This is a genomic window from Massilia sp. YIM B02443, assembly GCF_030411955.1.
GTDB lineage: Bacteria > Pseudomonadota > Gammaproteobacteria > Burkholderiales > Burkholderiaceae_D > Telluria.
Genome location: NZ_JASNRA010000001.1, coordinates 390671 through 405102, shown reverse-complemented (window position 1 = coordinate 405102; position 14432 = coordinate 390671). Strand labels below are relative to the sequence as shown.

General features: G+C 66.5%; 16 protein-coding genes. 7 read left to right on the top strand and 9 right to left on the bottom strand.

What is annotated here, in order from left to right:
* Nucleotides 1-16: 16 nt before the first annotated feature.
* Together flgC and flgB are read right to left on the bottom strand one after the other, a co-directional pair.
* A complete protein-coding gene (flgC, locus tag QPK27_RS01740; protein WP_290416468.1) occupies nt 17-418 on the bottom strand; it encodes a flagellar basal body rod protein FlgC in 402 nt (133 codons plus the stop codon).
* Nucleotides 419-433: 15 nt separating this feature from the next.
* Entirely contained in the window at nt 434-850 is a 417-nt protein-coding gene (gene flgB, locus QPK27_RS01735) for a flagellar basal body rod protein FlgB (RefSeq protein ID WP_290416467.1), read from the bottom strand.
* Between the two features lie 166 nt (nt 851-1016).
* On the opposite strand from flgB, the gene flgA reads away from it, so the two are divergent.
* The 6 genes from flgA (at nt 1017) to QPK27_RS01705 (ending at nt 5007) form a co-directional block, all read left to right on the top strand.
* A complete protein-coding gene (gene flgA / locus QPK27_RS01730; protein ID WP_290416466.1) occupies nt 1017-1751 on the top strand; it encodes a flagellar basal body P-ring formation chaperone FlgA in 735 nt (244 codons plus the stop codon).
* 106 nt (nt 1752-1857) lie between these two features.
* A complete protein-coding gene (flgM, locus tag QPK27_RS01725) occupies nt 1858-2169 on the top strand; it encodes a flagellar biosynthesis anti-sigma factor FlgM (protein ID WP_290416465.1) in 312 nt (103 codons plus the stop codon).
* Between the two features lie 3 nt (nt 2170-2172).
* Nucleotides 2173-2643 (top strand): flagella synthesis protein FlgN, encoded by a 471-nt coding sequence (locus QPK27_RS01720; RefSeq protein WP_290416464.1) that lies wholly within the window; start codon nt 2173-2175, stop codon nt 2641-2643.
* Nucleotides 2644-2861: 218 nt separating this feature from the next.
* Entirely contained in the window at nt 2862-4097 is a 1236-nt protein-coding gene (locus QPK27_RS01715; protein WP_290416463.1) for a diguanylate cyclase, read from the top strand.
* Between the two features lie 114 nt (nt 4098-4211).
* Complete coding sequence (locus QPK27_RS01710) at nt 4212-4352, top strand: hypothetical protein (RefSeq protein ID WP_290416462.1); 141 nt, start codon at nt 4212-4214, stop codon at nt 4350-4352.
* Between the two features lie 133 nt (nt 4353-4485).
* On the top strand, nt 4486-5007 hold the full coding sequence (locus QPK27_RS01705; RefSeq protein WP_290416461.1) for a hypothetical protein: 522 nt from the start codon (nt 4486-4488) through the stop codon (nt 5005-5007).
* 24 nt (nt 5008-5031) lie between these two features.
* Here the strand turns inward: QPK27_RS01705 and QPK27_RS01700 are convergent, their stop codons facing one another.
* Complete coding sequence (locus QPK27_RS01700; protein WP_290416460.1) at nt 5032-7677, bottom strand: EAL domain-containing protein; 2646 nt, start codon at nt 7675-7677, stop codon at nt 5032-5034.
* Nucleotides 7678-7915: 238 nt separating this feature from the next.
* On the opposite strand from QPK27_RS01700, the gene QPK27_RS01695 reads away from it, so the two are divergent.
* The gene (locus QPK27_RS01695) at nt 7916-9001 is read left to right on the top strand and encodes a M35 family metallo-endopeptidase (RefSeq protein WP_290416459.1); all 1086 of its coding nucleotides are present in this window, start codon (nt 7916-7918) and stop codon (nt 8999-9001) included.
* Nucleotides 9002-9069: 68 nt separating this feature from the next.
* Here QPK27_RS01695 and QPK27_RS01690 read toward each other — a convergent pair whose 3' ends face one another.
* The 6 genes from QPK27_RS01690 to flhF all read right to left on the bottom strand — a co-directional run bounded on the left by QPK27_RS01690 (nt 9070) and on the right by flhF (nt 14195).
* A complete protein-coding gene (locus tag QPK27_RS01690) occupies nt 9070-9585 on the bottom strand; it encodes a hypothetical protein (RefSeq protein ID WP_290416458.1) in 516 nt (171 codons plus the stop codon).
* Nucleotides 9586-9666: 81 nt separating this feature from the next.
* Nucleotides 9667-10422 (bottom strand): flagellar motor protein MotD, encoded by a 756-nt coding sequence (gene motD / locus QPK27_RS01685; RefSeq protein ID WP_290416457.1) that lies wholly within the window; start codon nt 10420-10422, stop codon nt 9667-9669.
* 8 nt (nt 10423-10430) lie between these two features.
* Nucleotides 10431-11174 (bottom strand): flagellar motor protein, encoded by a 744-nt coding sequence (locus tag QPK27_RS01680; RefSeq protein WP_290416456.1) that lies wholly within the window; start codon nt 11172-11174, stop codon nt 10431-10433.
* A complete protein-coding gene (locus QPK27_RS01675) occupies nt 11156-11884 on the bottom strand; it encodes an RNA polymerase sigma factor FliA (RefSeq protein WP_290416455.1) in 729 nt (242 codons plus the stop codon). The genes QPK27_RS01680 and QPK27_RS01675 overlap by 19 nt, the downstream gene beginning before the upstream one ends.
* Nucleotides 11885-11967: 83 nt before the next feature.
* Nucleotides 11968-12789, bottom strand: coding sequence for an antiactivator of flagellar biosynthesis FleN protein (locus tag QPK27_RS01670; protein ID WP_290416454.1), 822 nt, complete (start codon nt 12787-12789; stop codon nt 11968-11970).
* Nucleotides 12790-12797: 8 nt separating this feature from the next.
* Nucleotides 12798-14195: a flagellar biosynthesis protein FlhF gene (flhF, locus tag QPK27_RS01665; RefSeq protein ID WP_290416453.1), complete on the bottom strand. Its 1398-nt coding sequence runs from the start codon at nt 14193-14195 to the stop codon at nt 12798-12800.
* Nucleotides 14196-14432 lie beyond the last annotated feature (237 nt).

Here is a 14432-nt window from a genome sequence, read left to right as displayed (position 1 = left end):
CGCTAGGTCAGAAATCTTATTGGCCGATGGTCAGGGTCTTGAGCAGCATGCTCTTGGCTGCGTTCATGGTTTCGACGTTGTTCTGGTAAGAACGCGAGGCCGACAGCATGTTCACCATCTCGTCCACCGGGTTCACGTTCGGCATCGACACATAGCCCTTGTCGTCGGCCATCGGATGCTTGGGGTCGTACACCTGCTTGAGCGGCGACGGGTCTTCGACCACTTCGCGCACCCGCACGCCGGTGGCGCCGGAAGCGGTCGGGACCGACTCGAACACCACTGCCTTGGCGCGGTAGGCTTCGCCGCTCGGGCTGGTCACGCTGTCGACGTTGGCCAGGTTGCTGGCGGTGGCGTTCAGGCGCTGCGACTGGGCGCTCATGCCCGAGCCGGCGACGTTGAAGATATTGAAGAGCGACATGCTGGATTACCCCGCTTACTGGCCCTGGATCGCGGCCAGCAGGCCCTTGATCTGGCTGTTGATCATCATGATGCCGGCCTCGTAGCGCAGCGCGTTGTCGGCAAACTGGTTGCGCTCGACGTCCATGTCGACCGTGTTGCCGTCGACGCTGCCCTGGCTCACGCCGCGGTACAGCACCGGGGTGCCGTTGGCCAGGGTGTCGCCGGTGGCCTTGCCGCGCGCCATGTGGCTGGTATCGGTGGTGGCCAGCGCGCCGGCGTTGCCGCCGCCGGCCAGGGCGCCCTTCAGGGCGCTGGCGAAGTCGATGTCGCGCGCCTTGTAGTTCGGGGTGTCGGCGTTGGCGATGTTCGAGGCCAGCAGTTCCTGGCGCTGCGAGCGCAGCGACAGCGCCGTTTCGTTAAAACGCATGTAGTCGTCGAGTTTGCCGATCATGCCGCCTCCTGGCGTGTGCTTGTTGGGACAGGATGAATCTTACGTGCCCTGTCGCAACACCAATCGAGGGAGAAGGACTGGCAAACCCCGGCTATTCAAAGTTTCGCTAGGGCATCATTCGACCTAAGATAGCAGCATTCCCGGATCTCTTTCACATTCGTATCCCATGAAACGACAGATCGTTGCGTGCTCGCTATTGGCGCTCTCAGGTATTACCTTGGGTAGCACTGCGCAGGCCCAGACCCAGGTGCAGGCCAAGCCTGCCGCCCAGGCCGCCGGACGCCAGAACCTGGCCGCCCTGCGCGGCGTGGCCGAACAATACCTGCAGACCCAGAGCGCCGGCCTGCCGGGCGCCGTCAGCGTCAAGGTCGGCGCCGTCGACCAGCGCCTGAGCCTGGCCGCCTGCCCGGCGCCGGAAGCCTTCCAGCAGCCCGGCGCCCGCCCGTGGGGCAAGACCACGGTCGGGGTGCGCTGCACCGCGCCGTCCTGGACCATCTATATCCAGGCCCAGGTCAGCGTCACCGCCGACTACATCGTGGCGGCGGTGCCGCTGGCCCAGGGCCAGCCATTGGAACAAGGGCAATTGACCGTGATGAAGGGCGATATTGCCGCCATGCCGAACGGCATCGTCACCGACGTGGCGCAGGCGATCGGCCGCACCCCGCTGGTGTCGCTGCCGGCCGGCACCGCGCTGCGCCTGGACACGCTGCGCAGCCAGCCGGTGGTGAAACAGGGCCAGGCGGTGCAGCTGGTGTCGCGCGGATCCAACTTCTCGGTCTCGAGCGAAGGTAAGGCGATCAACAATGCCGGCGACGGCCAGGTGGCGCAGGTGCGCACCGCGTCGGGCATCGTGGTCAGCGGTACCGCGCGCGCCGGTGGATTCGTTGAAATAATGCTGTAAAGAAATAGCATCAATCCTTGCCGGATCGGTCTAAAGTTTGTGACGCGCACGCCGTTACAGAGGACAGATCCCGGAGTTTCCGCTCCGAACAGAGAAGGATGATGCTGTGAAAATTACCGATACCCTGAAGAACAATCCGGCGCTGCAGCCGGCGACCACGCAGACCACTACCGCGCGTGGCGCCGACAAGGCGGCCGGCGCCGCGCCGACCCAGGCGCAAACCGACAGCGTCCGGCTGTCCTCGCAGGGCCAGGCGATGGCGAATGCGGTGGGCGGCGGGGCCCAGGTGTTTGATGCAAAGAAAGTAGAACGAATCAAGATGGCCATCGCCGATGGCCAGTTCCAGGTCAACTCCGAGAAGGTGGCGGACGGCTTGCTAGAAACCGTGCGCGACCTGCTCCATTCACGACAACGCTAATCCATGATCTCCAGCCCGACCCAGACGCTCGCCGCAGAACACCAACACCTCAATGCCCTCGTGGCGCTGATGAAGCAGGAACAGCAGATGCTGGTCGCGCTCGACGCCGACGCGCTGGCCGGCCTGACGCCGCAAAAGAATGCGCTGGTGGCCGAGCTGGCGGCACTGTCGCGGCAGCGCCACGGCGCGCTGGCGGCGGCGGGCTGCGAAGGATCGGAAGCGGGCATGGAGCCATGGCTGGCGGTGGGCGGCAACGGCGCCGCGCGCAGCCAGTGGGAAGGGATGCTGGCCACTGCGCGCGAAGCCAAGGAGCTGAACCGCGTGAACGGCATGCTGATCAACCGCCAGCTGGCGCACAACCAGGGCGTACTGAACGCCATGCGCACCCCGACCAACGCCCCGGCCGGCGCCATCTACGGCGCCAGCGGCCAGACCGTCGGCGTCGGCGCATCGAAGCGCTTCGTGGTGGGCTGAACACACTTCTCTGCAGTACCAGGAATACCGGAAAGGGCCGCGCGAGCGGCCTTTTTTGCGTCACGCCATCCCGGGGTATATGGCGTGCGACACGGCATTTAAAAATATGCCATTAAAAGTATGCCGCAGTGCGGCATAACGGCGGCATAATACGGGCTGCTCCCGAATTGCCTCTGTTCACGCCGTCAACGGCGCGCGCCCCCATACCCATTTCATTCATGCTCGCCACCCAGCAGATATTCCTGATCGCGTCCCTGCTCTGCTTCCTGGTCCTGATGGCGCTGTCGTCGGTGGCGGCGCAAGGCGTGCGCGGCACGCGCGCCCTGCTGCTGGCGGCGCTGCTGGGCATGACCGGCAACGTGCTGTACGCCTTCGGGCGCGAACTGCCGCCGCTGCTGGCCTACGAGGCCGCCAACGTGGCGTACACCGGCGCCGGCGCGGCGCTGGTGGCCGGCTACCGGGTGCTGGCCGGACGCGCGCCGCGCACCCTGCTGCTGAGCCTGCTGGTAGCGCTGGTCGGGGTGCTGATCGCGCTGTTCCACTACGTCGCCGATTCGTTCGCCGCGCGCAGCGCCGTGATTTCGCTGTTCCAGTCGGCGGTGTGCCTGGAGATCGGCCGCACCGTGCTGGCCGGACGGCGCGACTGGCAGCGCCCGTTGCACGTGGTCTGGTTCGTCCTCGGCATGTGCGCCCTGGTGACGCTTGGCCACGCGGCGCGCATGGCCTGGCTGCTGGGCGCCGAGCAGACGCCCGGCTCGCTGCTGCAGCCGAGCGTGTGGAGCGTAGCGATCCTGACCGCCGCCGCGCTGGCGCTGCCGGCCCTGATCCTGGGCGGCCTGTTGACCGCCCACCGCCACATCGTGCAGCGCGCCGAATTCGCCGCCAACCACGACCACCTGACCGGCGCCTGGTCGCGCAAGGCCTTCTTCGAGATCGCCACCCGCGAACGGGCGCGCAGCGCGCGCGCTGGCCGGCCGCTGGCGCTGATGCTGATCGACCTCGACAATTTCAAGACGATCAACGACGGCGGCGGCCACCATGCCGGCGACCTGGCGCTGCAGCTGGTCGCCGAGTGCGCCCGGCGCTCGCTGCGCGCGGTCGACTGCGTGGCGCGCCTGGGCGGCGACGAATTCGCCGTGCTGCTGCCGGATGCCGGCCTGGGCCACGCTGCAGGAGTGGGCGACAAATTGCAGGCGGCGGTGCGCGCCGCCGCCGATACCCTGCCGGCGGCGCCCGGCCAGCCGCTGACGCTGACGCTGAGCATTGGCGTCACCGTGCTGGCCGACGGCGAAACCGTGCAGGCGGCGCTGGCGCGCGCCGACGCCGCGTTGTATGCGGCCAAGGCGGCCGGACGCAACCGGGTGCATGCGCTGGCGCCGGAACCGCACCTGGCGCTGGCGCCCGACGTCCGGACGCCGGAGGCGCCAGTCGCGCTGGCGCGCAAGGCCGGCTGACCTGTTACGGGTAATCGTCTGCATCCAGCGGCAATATCTTGCCGTTCGAATATTTTTGCATACGCTGGACGATTTCGATCGCGATGGAAGCACTGGGCGCGCCTCTACTTCGTAATGGGACAGGAAGATCTGCTGTCCAGCCCCCGGGTCGCACGGCGCTACTTCGACGCGATCGAGGCGCCGGCCAAGGAGTTCATCGTGGTGCCGCGCGCCGGCCACGATCCGAACCAGCCGATGATGGCGACTCAACTCTAGGTGCTGCGCCGCGCCGCTGCTGGACGCTGAGCATCGTCCGTCCATTCCTACGTCGTCGCGGCGGGGTATCCTATTGGGAAAGCGGCAAGCACGCCGCACATGATTTCATCGAACACATGCAACGAAGGAGATCATGATGAGCAAGCAGGATTCGAAGGACATCCGCGACGACGACCTTGACGACAAACGCGACGATACGCAAGCCGGCAACCGCCAGGGCGCCGACCAGGAAAGCGGCAACCAGCAGGGCCTGCGCGCCAGCGGTCCTGATTCCCTGTCCGGCTTCGTCGCCGACGACGACGCCGGCGACTCGAGCATCGGTGCCGCCAACGCCGACGGATCGCGCCAGTCCGGCATCCAGAGCAACTTCGCCAAGGCTTCGCCGGAAAGCAATGTCGGCCCGGCCGGCGCCGCGCAGACCAGCCACGGCAACGCCGGCGGCCCGATCACGGGTGGCGTGCTGGGCAAATCCGAAGCGCAGAATAGCCAGTCGGCGATCGGTGGCGCGGCGAATGGCGGCGCGGGCGGCACGAGCGCCGGCGGCGCGAAAGACGGTTACGTCGGCCGCGCCAGCGACGACAAGATCAGCGAGCGACTGGCCGACGGCGCCGAGAGCTCGGGCACGCCGGGCGACGGTCCGCACCGCACTTCCTGAGCGCTTCTTCGCGGCAGGGAAAACTCAGGCCGCTTCGGCCGCCCGCAGCAGCGCCTCGATCCCTTGCGGCGCCACCGGACGGCTGAAGCAATAGCCCTGCATCTGGTCACAGCCGCGCGCCGACAGGAAGACCAGCTGTTCGGTGGTCTCGACGCCTTCGGCGATCACGTTCAGGCGCATCGAGTGCGCCAGCGCGATCACGGCATTCACGATCGCGGCGTCGTCGGCGTCGCGCGTCAGGTCGCTGACGAACGAGCGGTCGATCTTGAGACTGTGGATCGGGAAGCGCTTCAGGCTGGCCAGGCTCGAATAGCCGGTGCCGAAATCGTCGATCGCCAGCTGCACGCCCATCGCCGCCAGCCGCTCCATGGTGGCGGCGGCCGCCACCGGGTTCTGCATCAGCACGCTCTCGGTGATTTCCAGCGTCAGCCAGGCCGGATCGCACCCGCTGGCCTCGATCAGCGCGCCCACCTGGCGCGCCACGTCCTGGCCCAGGAACTGGCGCGCCGACAGGTTGACGCTGATCCGCAGCGGCGGCAAGCCCATGCGGCGCCACGCCACCTGCTGCGCCATCGCGGTGGCCAGCACCCATTCGCCGACCGGCACGATCAGGCCGGTCTCTTCCAGCAGCGGAATGAAGTCGGACGGCGGCACCAAAGCCTGAGGTTGTCCCTGCCCCTGCGGCTGCCAGCGCAGCAGCGCTTCGACCCCGCTCACCGCGCCGCTGGCGATGTCGACCACCGGCTGGTAATGCAGCAAAAATTCCTGGCGCTGCAGGGCGCGCTGTAGCGCCGCTTCCATGCGCAGGTGCTCGCTCGCCTGCTTGCCGAGCGCTGCCGCATAAAAACTGTAGTGGTTTCCGCCCTGCCCTTTTGACTGATACATGGCGCTATCGGCGCTCTTGAGCAGAGTGGCGGCGTCCAGGCCGTCGCGCGGATACATGGCGATGCCGATCGAGCCGGTCGGGAACACTTCCTGGCCGCACAGCAGCAGCGGCTGAAACAGGTTGTCGAGCAGCTTTTGCGCCACGACGCCGGCATCGCCCTCGCCCGCCAGTTCCGGCAGCACCACCACGAATTCGTCGCCGCCCTGGCGTGCCACGGTGTCGCTTTCGCGCAGCGCGCTCGACAGGCGACGCGCGATCTCGACGATCATGCTGTCGCCGGCATCGTGCCCGAGGCTGTCGTTGACGTGCTTGAAGCGGTCCAGGTCGATGAACAGCACCGCCACCTGGGCGCCGCTGCGTCCGGCGTGCACGATGGCCTGGGCCAATCGGTCCTGCAGCAGAAGGCGGTTCGGCAGGCCGGTCAGGGTGTCGTGGCTGGCCAGGCGCGTCAGCGCTTCCTCGGCCAGCTTGCGGCGCGAGATGTCCTCGACCACCGAGATGAAGCGCTCGCTGCCGTTGGCGTCGCGCATCATCGAGACGCTGACGTTGACCCACACCGGACTGCCGTCGCGCCGCACCAGGCGCTTTTCGCGCTGGAAGTCGCCGATCTCGCCCGCCTTCAGGCGCCGCACCAGCAGCAGCTCGTCGGGCAGGTCGTCTTCCAGCGTCAGCTGCTGGAAGAAGCGCTGCAGCAGCTCGACCTCGGTATAGCCCAGGATTTGCGCCATCTTGCGGTTGACCCGCAGCAGCCGTCCGTCCGGTCCCATCAGCACGATGCCGACCGCCGCCTGGTTGAAGGTGAGGCGGAAGAATTCCTCGCTTTCCTGCAGGCGCAGGCGCGCCTTGCGCCGGAACGTCACGTCCTGGCCGATCAGCAACAACATGTGGCCGTCGTCCTGGCGCGTGCGGCGAATATTGAATTCGAGGTGGCGCACGCCGTCGGCTCGGCCGTCCAGCGTCACCAAGACATTGTCTTGCGGCGCGCCGGACTGCAGCGCGGCGTCGATGCGCAGCGCCAGCTCCGGGTCCGGCAGCACGCTCTCGACCGGATGGCCGGCGGCAATTGCTTCATCCGGCATACCCAGCAGGGTCGCCATGCTGCGGTTCATCGAGCGTACCCGGCGCGCAGCATCGATCACCACCAGGCCGGCCGGCATGGCCTCGATCACCTGCTCCAGGTAATTGCGGCTCTGGCGCAGGCAGCGCCCGTCGGCGTGGGCATAGGTGTCCAGCGCCAGGCCCATGTCGAAGCAGACGATCTTGAGCACGGCATCGCAGCCGGCAATGAAGCGCTCCGGTTCGTGCTGCAGCTTGTGCCACAGCATGCCGAACAGTTCGGACAGGTATTTGCGGTAGGCGCCGATGTACCACTTGGGGTCGAGCCCGATGCGCTGGTGGGTGGCGCCCACCCGCAGCCGGTCGCGCACGTAAGCCTCGCCGTACTCGCCGGCGGTGAGGCTGCTGAAATAGCGCGCCTGCGCCTGGCGCAGGCGCGCCATGGCGGCGCTGTCGCCAAGCAGTTCGCGCATGTGCGGAAACGCCAGCAGGTGCTCGTAGAAATGGTCCGAGAAAGTATCGCGCTGCGCGTGCAGCAACCGGTGCACGTCGCGCAATGCGGCGATGTCGCGTTCGTCGAACTGCAGGAAGCGGCGGCGCGCGGCGAGTTCGTCGCCATCCAGGCCAATCTCGCGGGCGATGGCGTCGATCATCTCCGCCGTTTCACGCACCGGCATTGCAGCACTTCCCTGCGCGCGATCCGATGCCTGGTTGATCTGGGAAATCATAAAACCGCCTCTGGCCATCAATAGGACCAAAAATTAATATCTTCGTGGATATGTTAGTTGCATCATAGCAAACAGACATGGTGAGGATCGAGTATTTATGGTCAGTTATTCCATACCTGTTGTTTATTTGTCGCCGTGACTGGAAGGTTGTCCTCGCTATGCAGACCATTGAAGCCGCGCAATACATTTCGCATACGTGGGCAGAAAGTGGTTGATGGACATATTTCCAGGAGAAGCCATGAACCCCTGCCCTGCTTTGCCACAACCCGGCATGGCGCTGACCGCGGCCGCGCTGGTCGCCGCCTGCGTCTACGCCAACCCGGCTTCGGCCACCGTGACTGTCGCGCTGACGCCGCTGCAAACCACTGTCAAGCGCGGCGAAGACGTGCTGGTGCGCGTTACCCTGACCAATACCGCAGCCAGCGCCCAGTACGTGTTGCGCTGGCGCACGCCACTGGACGGTATCGACGACGCCCTGTTCGACGTGCGGCGCGATGGCCAGCCGGTGACCTATCTGGGTCGCCACATCAAGCGCGCCGCGCCGGGCCCGGCCGACTTCTTGCGCCTGGAGCCAGGTGCGTCGCTGACGCAGACGGTCGAGCTATCGAGGCTGTACGAAATGACCGTCACCGGCGCCTACACCGTGCGCTACCGCGCGCCTGCTGTGCCGGCGACCGCCGCCAGCTCCAAGAGCCCGGCCACGCCACAGCCGCTGGCCGGCGAGCTGGTCTCGAATCCGGTCAACCTGTGGATCGACGGCCGCCTGCCGCGCGGCAGCAAGGGCGCCGTGCTGGCCCCGGAAGCCAGCGGCGCCGGCCTCTCATACAGCAGCTGCTCGAACGCCCAGCAAGAACAGCTGGTGACGGCAATGGAGGCTGGCCGTGCGATGGCGGTCGACGGCCACGCCTACCTGGGCGCGGGCAAGGAAGACGGCGCGCGCTACACGGCGTGGTTCGGCGCGCCCGACGCCGCCCGCGGCGCCAGAGTGACCGCCAATTTCACGGCGATCAGGGACGCGTTCGAGACCAAGCCGGTCAAGGTCGATTGCGATTGCGACGAACCGTATTTTGCCTACGTGTACCCGGCGCTGCCGTACACGGTCTGGGTGTGCAAGGCCTTCTGGGCCGCGGCGGTCACCGGCACCGATTCGCGCGGCGGCACGCTGGTGCATGAGTTGAGCCACTTCGACGTGGTGGCGGGCACCGACGACCACGTGTACGGCCAGGCGGGTGCGGCCGAGCTGGCGCGGACGGCGCCCGAGCGCGCGATCAACAACGCGGATTCGCATGAATATTTTGGCGAGAACACCCCGCCGCAGCAGTGATGGCGATAACGCTCAAGGAGCCACGATCATGACAAATCACACGGCCGCGTAACGTCAACTGGCCAACCCTACCGTCCGGTAAACGAAAACTTGACCGGAAGCGCCGGGCTCTGCTTGATGCTGGCCGCATCGAGACTGCCGAGGCTGGTCAGCCACGGCCCTGCATAGCGGATCTCGTAGCTGTGCCTGCCCGGCTTGAACGCATACGCGTCCGTGATGTCGATGGTGTTCAGGTGCGTCGTTTGCGGCTTGACTTCGAGGTAGTCGGCCGGCCCTGGGGCGGCGCGCTTGACCATGCGGCCGGTGTAGGCCACCTCGTCTTCGGGCGTGCGCAGCAGGAAGCGCGGGGCGGTCAGGTCGTCGCCCAGCGCGATCTCGCGCGGGATCCAAACCGGCTTGTCGCCGCGGTTCTCGATCAGCACGCGCACCTTGACGCTATGGGCGCCAGTCTCGACCTCGAGCCGGTGGTTCACGTCCACTTTCGCTTCCACGGCCTTCACCGCTCCCATCAAGCCAACCAGCGCCAGCGCGCAGGCCACCATGGCCTGTTTCATACGCAGGCCCTTGCTACGTTCGACATGCATTTGCGGTCCCCTGGCACTCGGCCATTTGTAGATTGAAAGCAAATATTGCAATGACGATTATGGCATGCCGCGCGGCGATATTTACGGAAGAATGTTACCGCCTGTTTCAGGCAATGCCGCCAGGATCATCACTGCCACCCGCCGGTTGCGCGCCTGGCCCACCGGATCGGTATTCGCCGCCACCGGCCGCGTGGCCGCGAAACCGAGCGCCGACAGGCGCGCCGGCGCCACGCCGCTGTCGATGAACAGCCGCACCACGCTGCTGGCGCGCGCGGCCGACAGTTCCCAGTTCGATGGATACACGGTGCTGGCGATCGGCACGTCGTCGGTATGCCCTTCGACCTCGATCCGGTGCGGATCGTTCCGCAGCAGCCCGCCGACCGCCTGCAGGATTTCGCTGGCTTCCGGCTGCAGCAGCGCCTGGCCCTGGTCGAACAGCACGCTGGCGTTGATCTCGACGCTGACCCCGCGCGCATTCTGGGTCACCCGCACCTGGCCCGATTTCACCAAGGGCAACAGCGTGGCGGTCAGGTCGCGCGCCAGCACGCCCATGCGTTCGTGCTCGCGCCGTGCGGCTTCGTTGCGCTTGCGGTTGACGATGTGCGACAGCGGCAGTACCGGCTCGACGTTGGTGTTGACCTGGGTCGCGGCGCCGCGTCCGCCGAAGGCGTCGCCCAGGGCCTCGGACAGCTGCTGGTACTTGCCTTCGTTGACGATCGAGATCGCGTACATCACCACGAAGAAGGCGAACAGCAGCGTGATGAAGTCGGCGTACGAGATCAGCCAGCGCTCGTGGTGCTCGCTCGGGACGTCATCATCGTAGCGTTTGCGCGCCATGCCTGGTTCTAGTGATGGGTAAGGAGGCTGGCCACGCGCTCGTCCACCACGCGCGAATGGTCGCCGCTGGCCAGGTCGTAGAAGACCTCGGTCAGGATTTCGTACTGCGCCACCTTGTCGCTGACGATGGCTTTCAATTTGTTGCCGACCGGGTAGAAGAACAGGTTGGCCAGGCCGACGCCGTACACGGTCGAGACGAACGCGACCGCGATGCCGGAACCCAGGCGCGCCGGGTCGGACAGGTTTTCCATCACGTGGATCAGGCCCAGCACCGCGCCCAGGATCCCGATCGTGGGCGCATAACCGGCCGCCGATTCCCAGATGCGGGCCGCCTGGCGCTGGGCGAATTCGTAGCCGTTGATCTCGTGCTCGAGCAGGCTGCGCACTTTATCGGGATGGATGCCGTCCACCACCAGCCGCAAGCCCTTCTCGACGAACGGATCGGCTTTGGTCATGTATTGTTCCAGCGACAGCAGCCCGTCGCGCCGCGCCGACAGGCTCCACAGCGCGATCTCGCGCGACAGTTTCTGGCGCTCGCCGCGCGGCGGCACGAACACCCAGCGCAGCATCGCCAGGCCACGGGTAAACGTGCGGCGTTCGCTCTGCAGCAGCACGGCCCCAAAGGTGCCGACCACCACGATCGCGAACGCGGCCGGCTGCACCAGCGAGGCGAAGCGCCCGCCGTCGAGCGAGTGGCCGACCAGGATGCCGGCCACCGCCAGGACCAGTCCGGCTACGCTGGCCCAGTCCACAATTGCTCCCGTAATGCCGTGCGCAGGCGCGCCACGGCTTGCGTGTGCAGCTGCGACACCCGCGATTCGCTCACGCCCATGACGGCGCCGATTTCCTTCAGGTTCAACTCTTCCTCGTAGTACAAGCCCATCAACAATTTCTCACGCGGCGGCAGGTTCTCGATGGCGTCGATTACAGCCTGGCGGAAATCGGTTTCCATCAGGCTGCGCAGCGGGTCGGCGTCGTCCACCGCGAAGCGGTCGAGGAAGTTGCCGTTGTCATCGTCGTCGTGGAAGTCCTCGTAGTACACCAGCTGGTGGCCGCCCGAGTCGGCCAGCATTTCCTGATAGTCTTCGAGCGACAGCTTGAGCGACTTGGCGACTTCGGATTCGCTCGGCGGACGGCCCAGGCGCTGCTGCAATTCGTGCATCGCGGTCTCGACCTTGCGCATGTTCTGGCGCGTGCTGCGCGGCATCCAGTCGCTGCTGCGCAGCTCGTCGAGCATGGCGCCGCGGATGCGCAGCACGGCATAGGTCTCGAACTGGGCGCCGTGGTTGTCTTCGTAGCGGTTGATCGCGTCCAGCAGCCCGATCATGCCGGCTTGCACCAGGTCATCCACTTCCACCGAAGGCGGCAATTTCGCCTTCATGTGGTGGGCAAGACGCTTTACCAACGGCATATGCTCCGTCAGCAAAGAATTCTTGTCCGCTTTCCCCTTGACCGTGTACATGCTCTCTTGATCTTCTCGTTGCTCGTTTTGTCGTGTCTGCGCTACCCCGGCCACTGCCGCTGCCTCGGCGCCCGTTGCCGCCCTCATGCGCCGAAGCGCGCGCCACTGCCCTGGCGTGCGAACTGCGGCATCGCGTGCAGCGCGAACTTGCCGGCCAGCTGGCGGAAGGCGACCGAGGCGCCCGCCAGCGGGAAGGCGTCGACCACCGCCCGGCCCAGGCGTGCGGCGCGGTGCAGGCATTCGTCGGCCGGCACCGAACCCAGCGAGGTGAGCTTGACGGCAAGGTAGCGTGTTGCTGCTGCTGACATATTATCGTATACCACTTGCGCCTCCTCCTCAGTCGCGCCGGTGACCAGGATCCCGAACGGACGCCGGCCCAGCTGCAGCGACAGGCGCTTGATCAGCGCATAGGCATTGGTGATCGAGGCGGCGCTGGTGGAAACCTGCACCACGATTTCGCTGCTGGCCATCAAGGCCACCGGAAACGCGTCGTCCGGGCCCAGTTCGCCGTCGACGATCACGATCCCGGCCTGGCTGGCCAGCACGTCGAAGGTCTTGCCCAGGCGGCGCGCATCGTCGGCGCCTTGCGGGCGGCCCATCGGCACCACCGAGAAGCCTTGCGGTACCGGATGCGTGACCTGGTTCAGCGCCGCTTCCTGGCGCGCCACCTGCAGCAGCGAGGCGCTGCGGTTCAGGCCGAGGCGGCGCGCGACGCCGTATTCCTGCTGGCAGGCGTCGACGATCAGGACTTCGTTGCCGAGCTGGGCCAGCGAGGCGCCCAGGTTGACCAGCATCGCGCCCTTGTCGTCTTCCGGCGTGGCGGACAGGAACGTCACCACGCGCGGACGCGGGCCTTGCAGCATGCGGCGCAGGCCTTCGGCCTGGTCGAAATCAAAACTGGCCACGGCTCACCTCACGCGAAGGATGGGTTGGCACGGGCGGCGGCGCCGGCCATCATGCTCGGCAGGTCGGCGTCGCCCAGTGCGGCAGCGGCGCCGGCGCGGTTGCGGAAGGCGCGGTCGACCAGCATCGCGCGGTCGGCCAGGTGCAGGTCTTCCGGCACGCGCTGGCCGTTCGAGATGTAGTGCAGGTTCAGCTTCTGGCGCACCACCACGTCGAGCACGCCGCCGATCGAGGTCGCTTCGTCCATCTTGGTCATGATCGCGCCGTGCAGACCGCTGCCTTGATAGGCGCGCACCACTTCGTTCAGGGTCTCGCCGGTGGCGGTCGAGTTCAGGCACAGCAGGCGTTTCACGTCGGCGCCCGAGCTCGACAGCATCGCGACCTGCTCGGCCACCATGTGGTCGCGCTGCGACATGCCGATGGTGTCGATCAGCACGGTGTGCTTGTTGCGCAGTTCCTTCAGGGCGATGCGCAGGTCGGCTTCGTCCTTCACCGAGTGCACCATCACGCCCAGGATCTTGCCGTAGATGCGCAGCTGCTCGTGGCCGCCGATACGGTAGGCATCGGTGGTGATCAGGGCCAGCTTGTCCGGGCCGTGGCGCATCACGCAGCGCGCGGCCAGCTTGGCGGTGGTGGTGGTCTTGCCAACGCCGGTCGGGCCGACCAGGGCGAACACGCCGCCGTTCGACAGCAGGTCGTCGTCGTTGCCGATGGTGTTCAGGTTGCGCGCGAGCACGGTCTTGATCCAGCGCATCGCTTGCGCTGCATCTTCCGTGGCCGGCATCTTTTCGACCAGGTATTTGGCCAGGGTGGCCGAGAAGCCGGCGCCCAGCAGTTCGCGCAGCACGGCGGCCTTGTGCGGCTGGCGCTGGGCGGTGGCGTTCCACGACAGTTCGGCCAGCTGGGTTTCCATCAGGCCGCGCATGGCGCGCAGTTCGTTCATCATGCCGTTCATTTCGACGGCGGCCGATTCCTTGGCCTGGGCGATGGCGGCGCTCATCATCGAGGTCATGGCGCTCATGTCGACGCTCGGCTCGGCGGCCGGGGCGCGGCGCTCGGCGTAGGTCTGGACCGGTGCGGCTGCGGTCGGAGCAGCGGCAGGAGTAGCCACAGATGCTTGCGCCAGGTCTTTCTGGCGGCGTGCCGGGACCGGACCGGCGGCGGCGCCGAAGCCCGGCACGAAGGCCGCGGCCGGCTCTTCGACGTGCAGCTGCGGCGCCGGTTGCGCGGCTTCCGAATCGCTCACCGGCGCGGCCAGCGAGGCCACGTCATCGTTATCGAGGGCCAGGATCTCGACCACGCCGTCGACCGGACGGTTCGAGAGGATGACGGCGTCAGGACCCAGCGCTTCGCGCACTTTGCGCAATGCATCTCGGGAAGTAGCTGCCGTAAATTTCTTCACCTTCATCGTATTCTCCGCGCTTCAACTGTTTGCCGGGCACAAACGCCCTTCGATAGGAAGCATTATTGACGATGCCCGGAGGAAACCATCCGAGGATAAAGAAGGGGAAACCCATCTATTTCCACTAAATCGAAAAAACCGGTAATCGTTTGCGGGTGTGGCAACGATGGCGCCCCGGAGAATGGGGGCCGTGTACGTCGGATGGCGCACATTGGGAGGGGAGAAAGCGACGCTGTTGCAAAA

What these genes read in the sequence shown, in the direction of transcription:
- flgC (WP_290416468.1), bottom strand. Translation starts at nt 418, where the DNA reads ATGTCGCTCTTCAATATCTTCAACGTCGCCGGCTCGGGCATGAGCGCC.
- flgB (WP_290416467.1), bottom strand. Translation starts at nt 850, where the DNA reads ATGATCGGCAAACTCGACGACTACATGCGTTTTAACGAAACGGCGCTG.
- flgA (WP_290416466.1), top strand. Translation starts at nt 1,017, where the DNA reads ATGAAACGACAGATCGTTGCGTGCTCGCTATTGGCGCTCTCAGGTATT.
- QPK27_RS01720 (WP_290416464.1), top strand. Translation starts at nt 2,173, where the DNA reads ATGATCTCCAGCCCGACCCAGACGCTCGCCGCAGAACACCAACACCTC.
- QPK27_RS01715 (WP_290416463.1), top strand. Translation starts at nt 2,862, where the DNA reads ATGCTCGCCACCCAGCAGATATTCCTGATCGCGTCCCTGCTCTGCTTC.
- QPK27_RS01710 (WP_290416462.1), top strand. Translation starts at nt 4,212, where the DNA reads ATGGGACAGGAAGATCTGCTGTCCAGCCCCCGGGTCGCACGGCGCTAC.
- QPK27_RS01705 (WP_290416461.1), top strand. Translation starts at nt 4,486, where the DNA reads ATGATGAGCAAGCAGGATTCGAAGGACATCCGCGACGACGACCTTGAC.
- QPK27_RS01700 (WP_290416460.1), bottom strand. Translation starts at nt 7,677, where the DNA reads ATGATTTCCCAGATCAACCAGGCATCGGATCGCGCGCAGGGAAGTGCT.
- QPK27_RS01695 (WP_290416459.1), top strand. Translation starts at nt 7,916, where the DNA reads ATGAACCCCTGCCCTGCTTTGCCACAACCCGGCATGGCGCTGACCGCG.
- QPK27_RS01690 (WP_290416458.1), bottom strand. Translation starts at nt 9,585, where the DNA reads ATGCATGTCGAACGTAGCAAGGGCCTGCGTATGAAACAGGCCATGGTG.
- motD (WP_290416457.1), bottom strand. Translation starts at nt 10,422, where the DNA reads ATGGCGCGCAAACGCTACGATGATGACGTCCCGAGCGAGCACCACGAG.
- QPK27_RS01675 (WP_290416455.1), bottom strand. Translation starts at nt 11,884, where the DNA reads ATGTACACGGTCAAGGGGAAAGCGGACAAGAATTCTTTGCTGACGGAG.
- flhF (WP_290416453.1), bottom strand. Translation starts at nt 14,195, where the DNA reads ATGAAGGTGAAGAAATTTACGGCAGCTACTTCCCGAGATGCATTGCGC.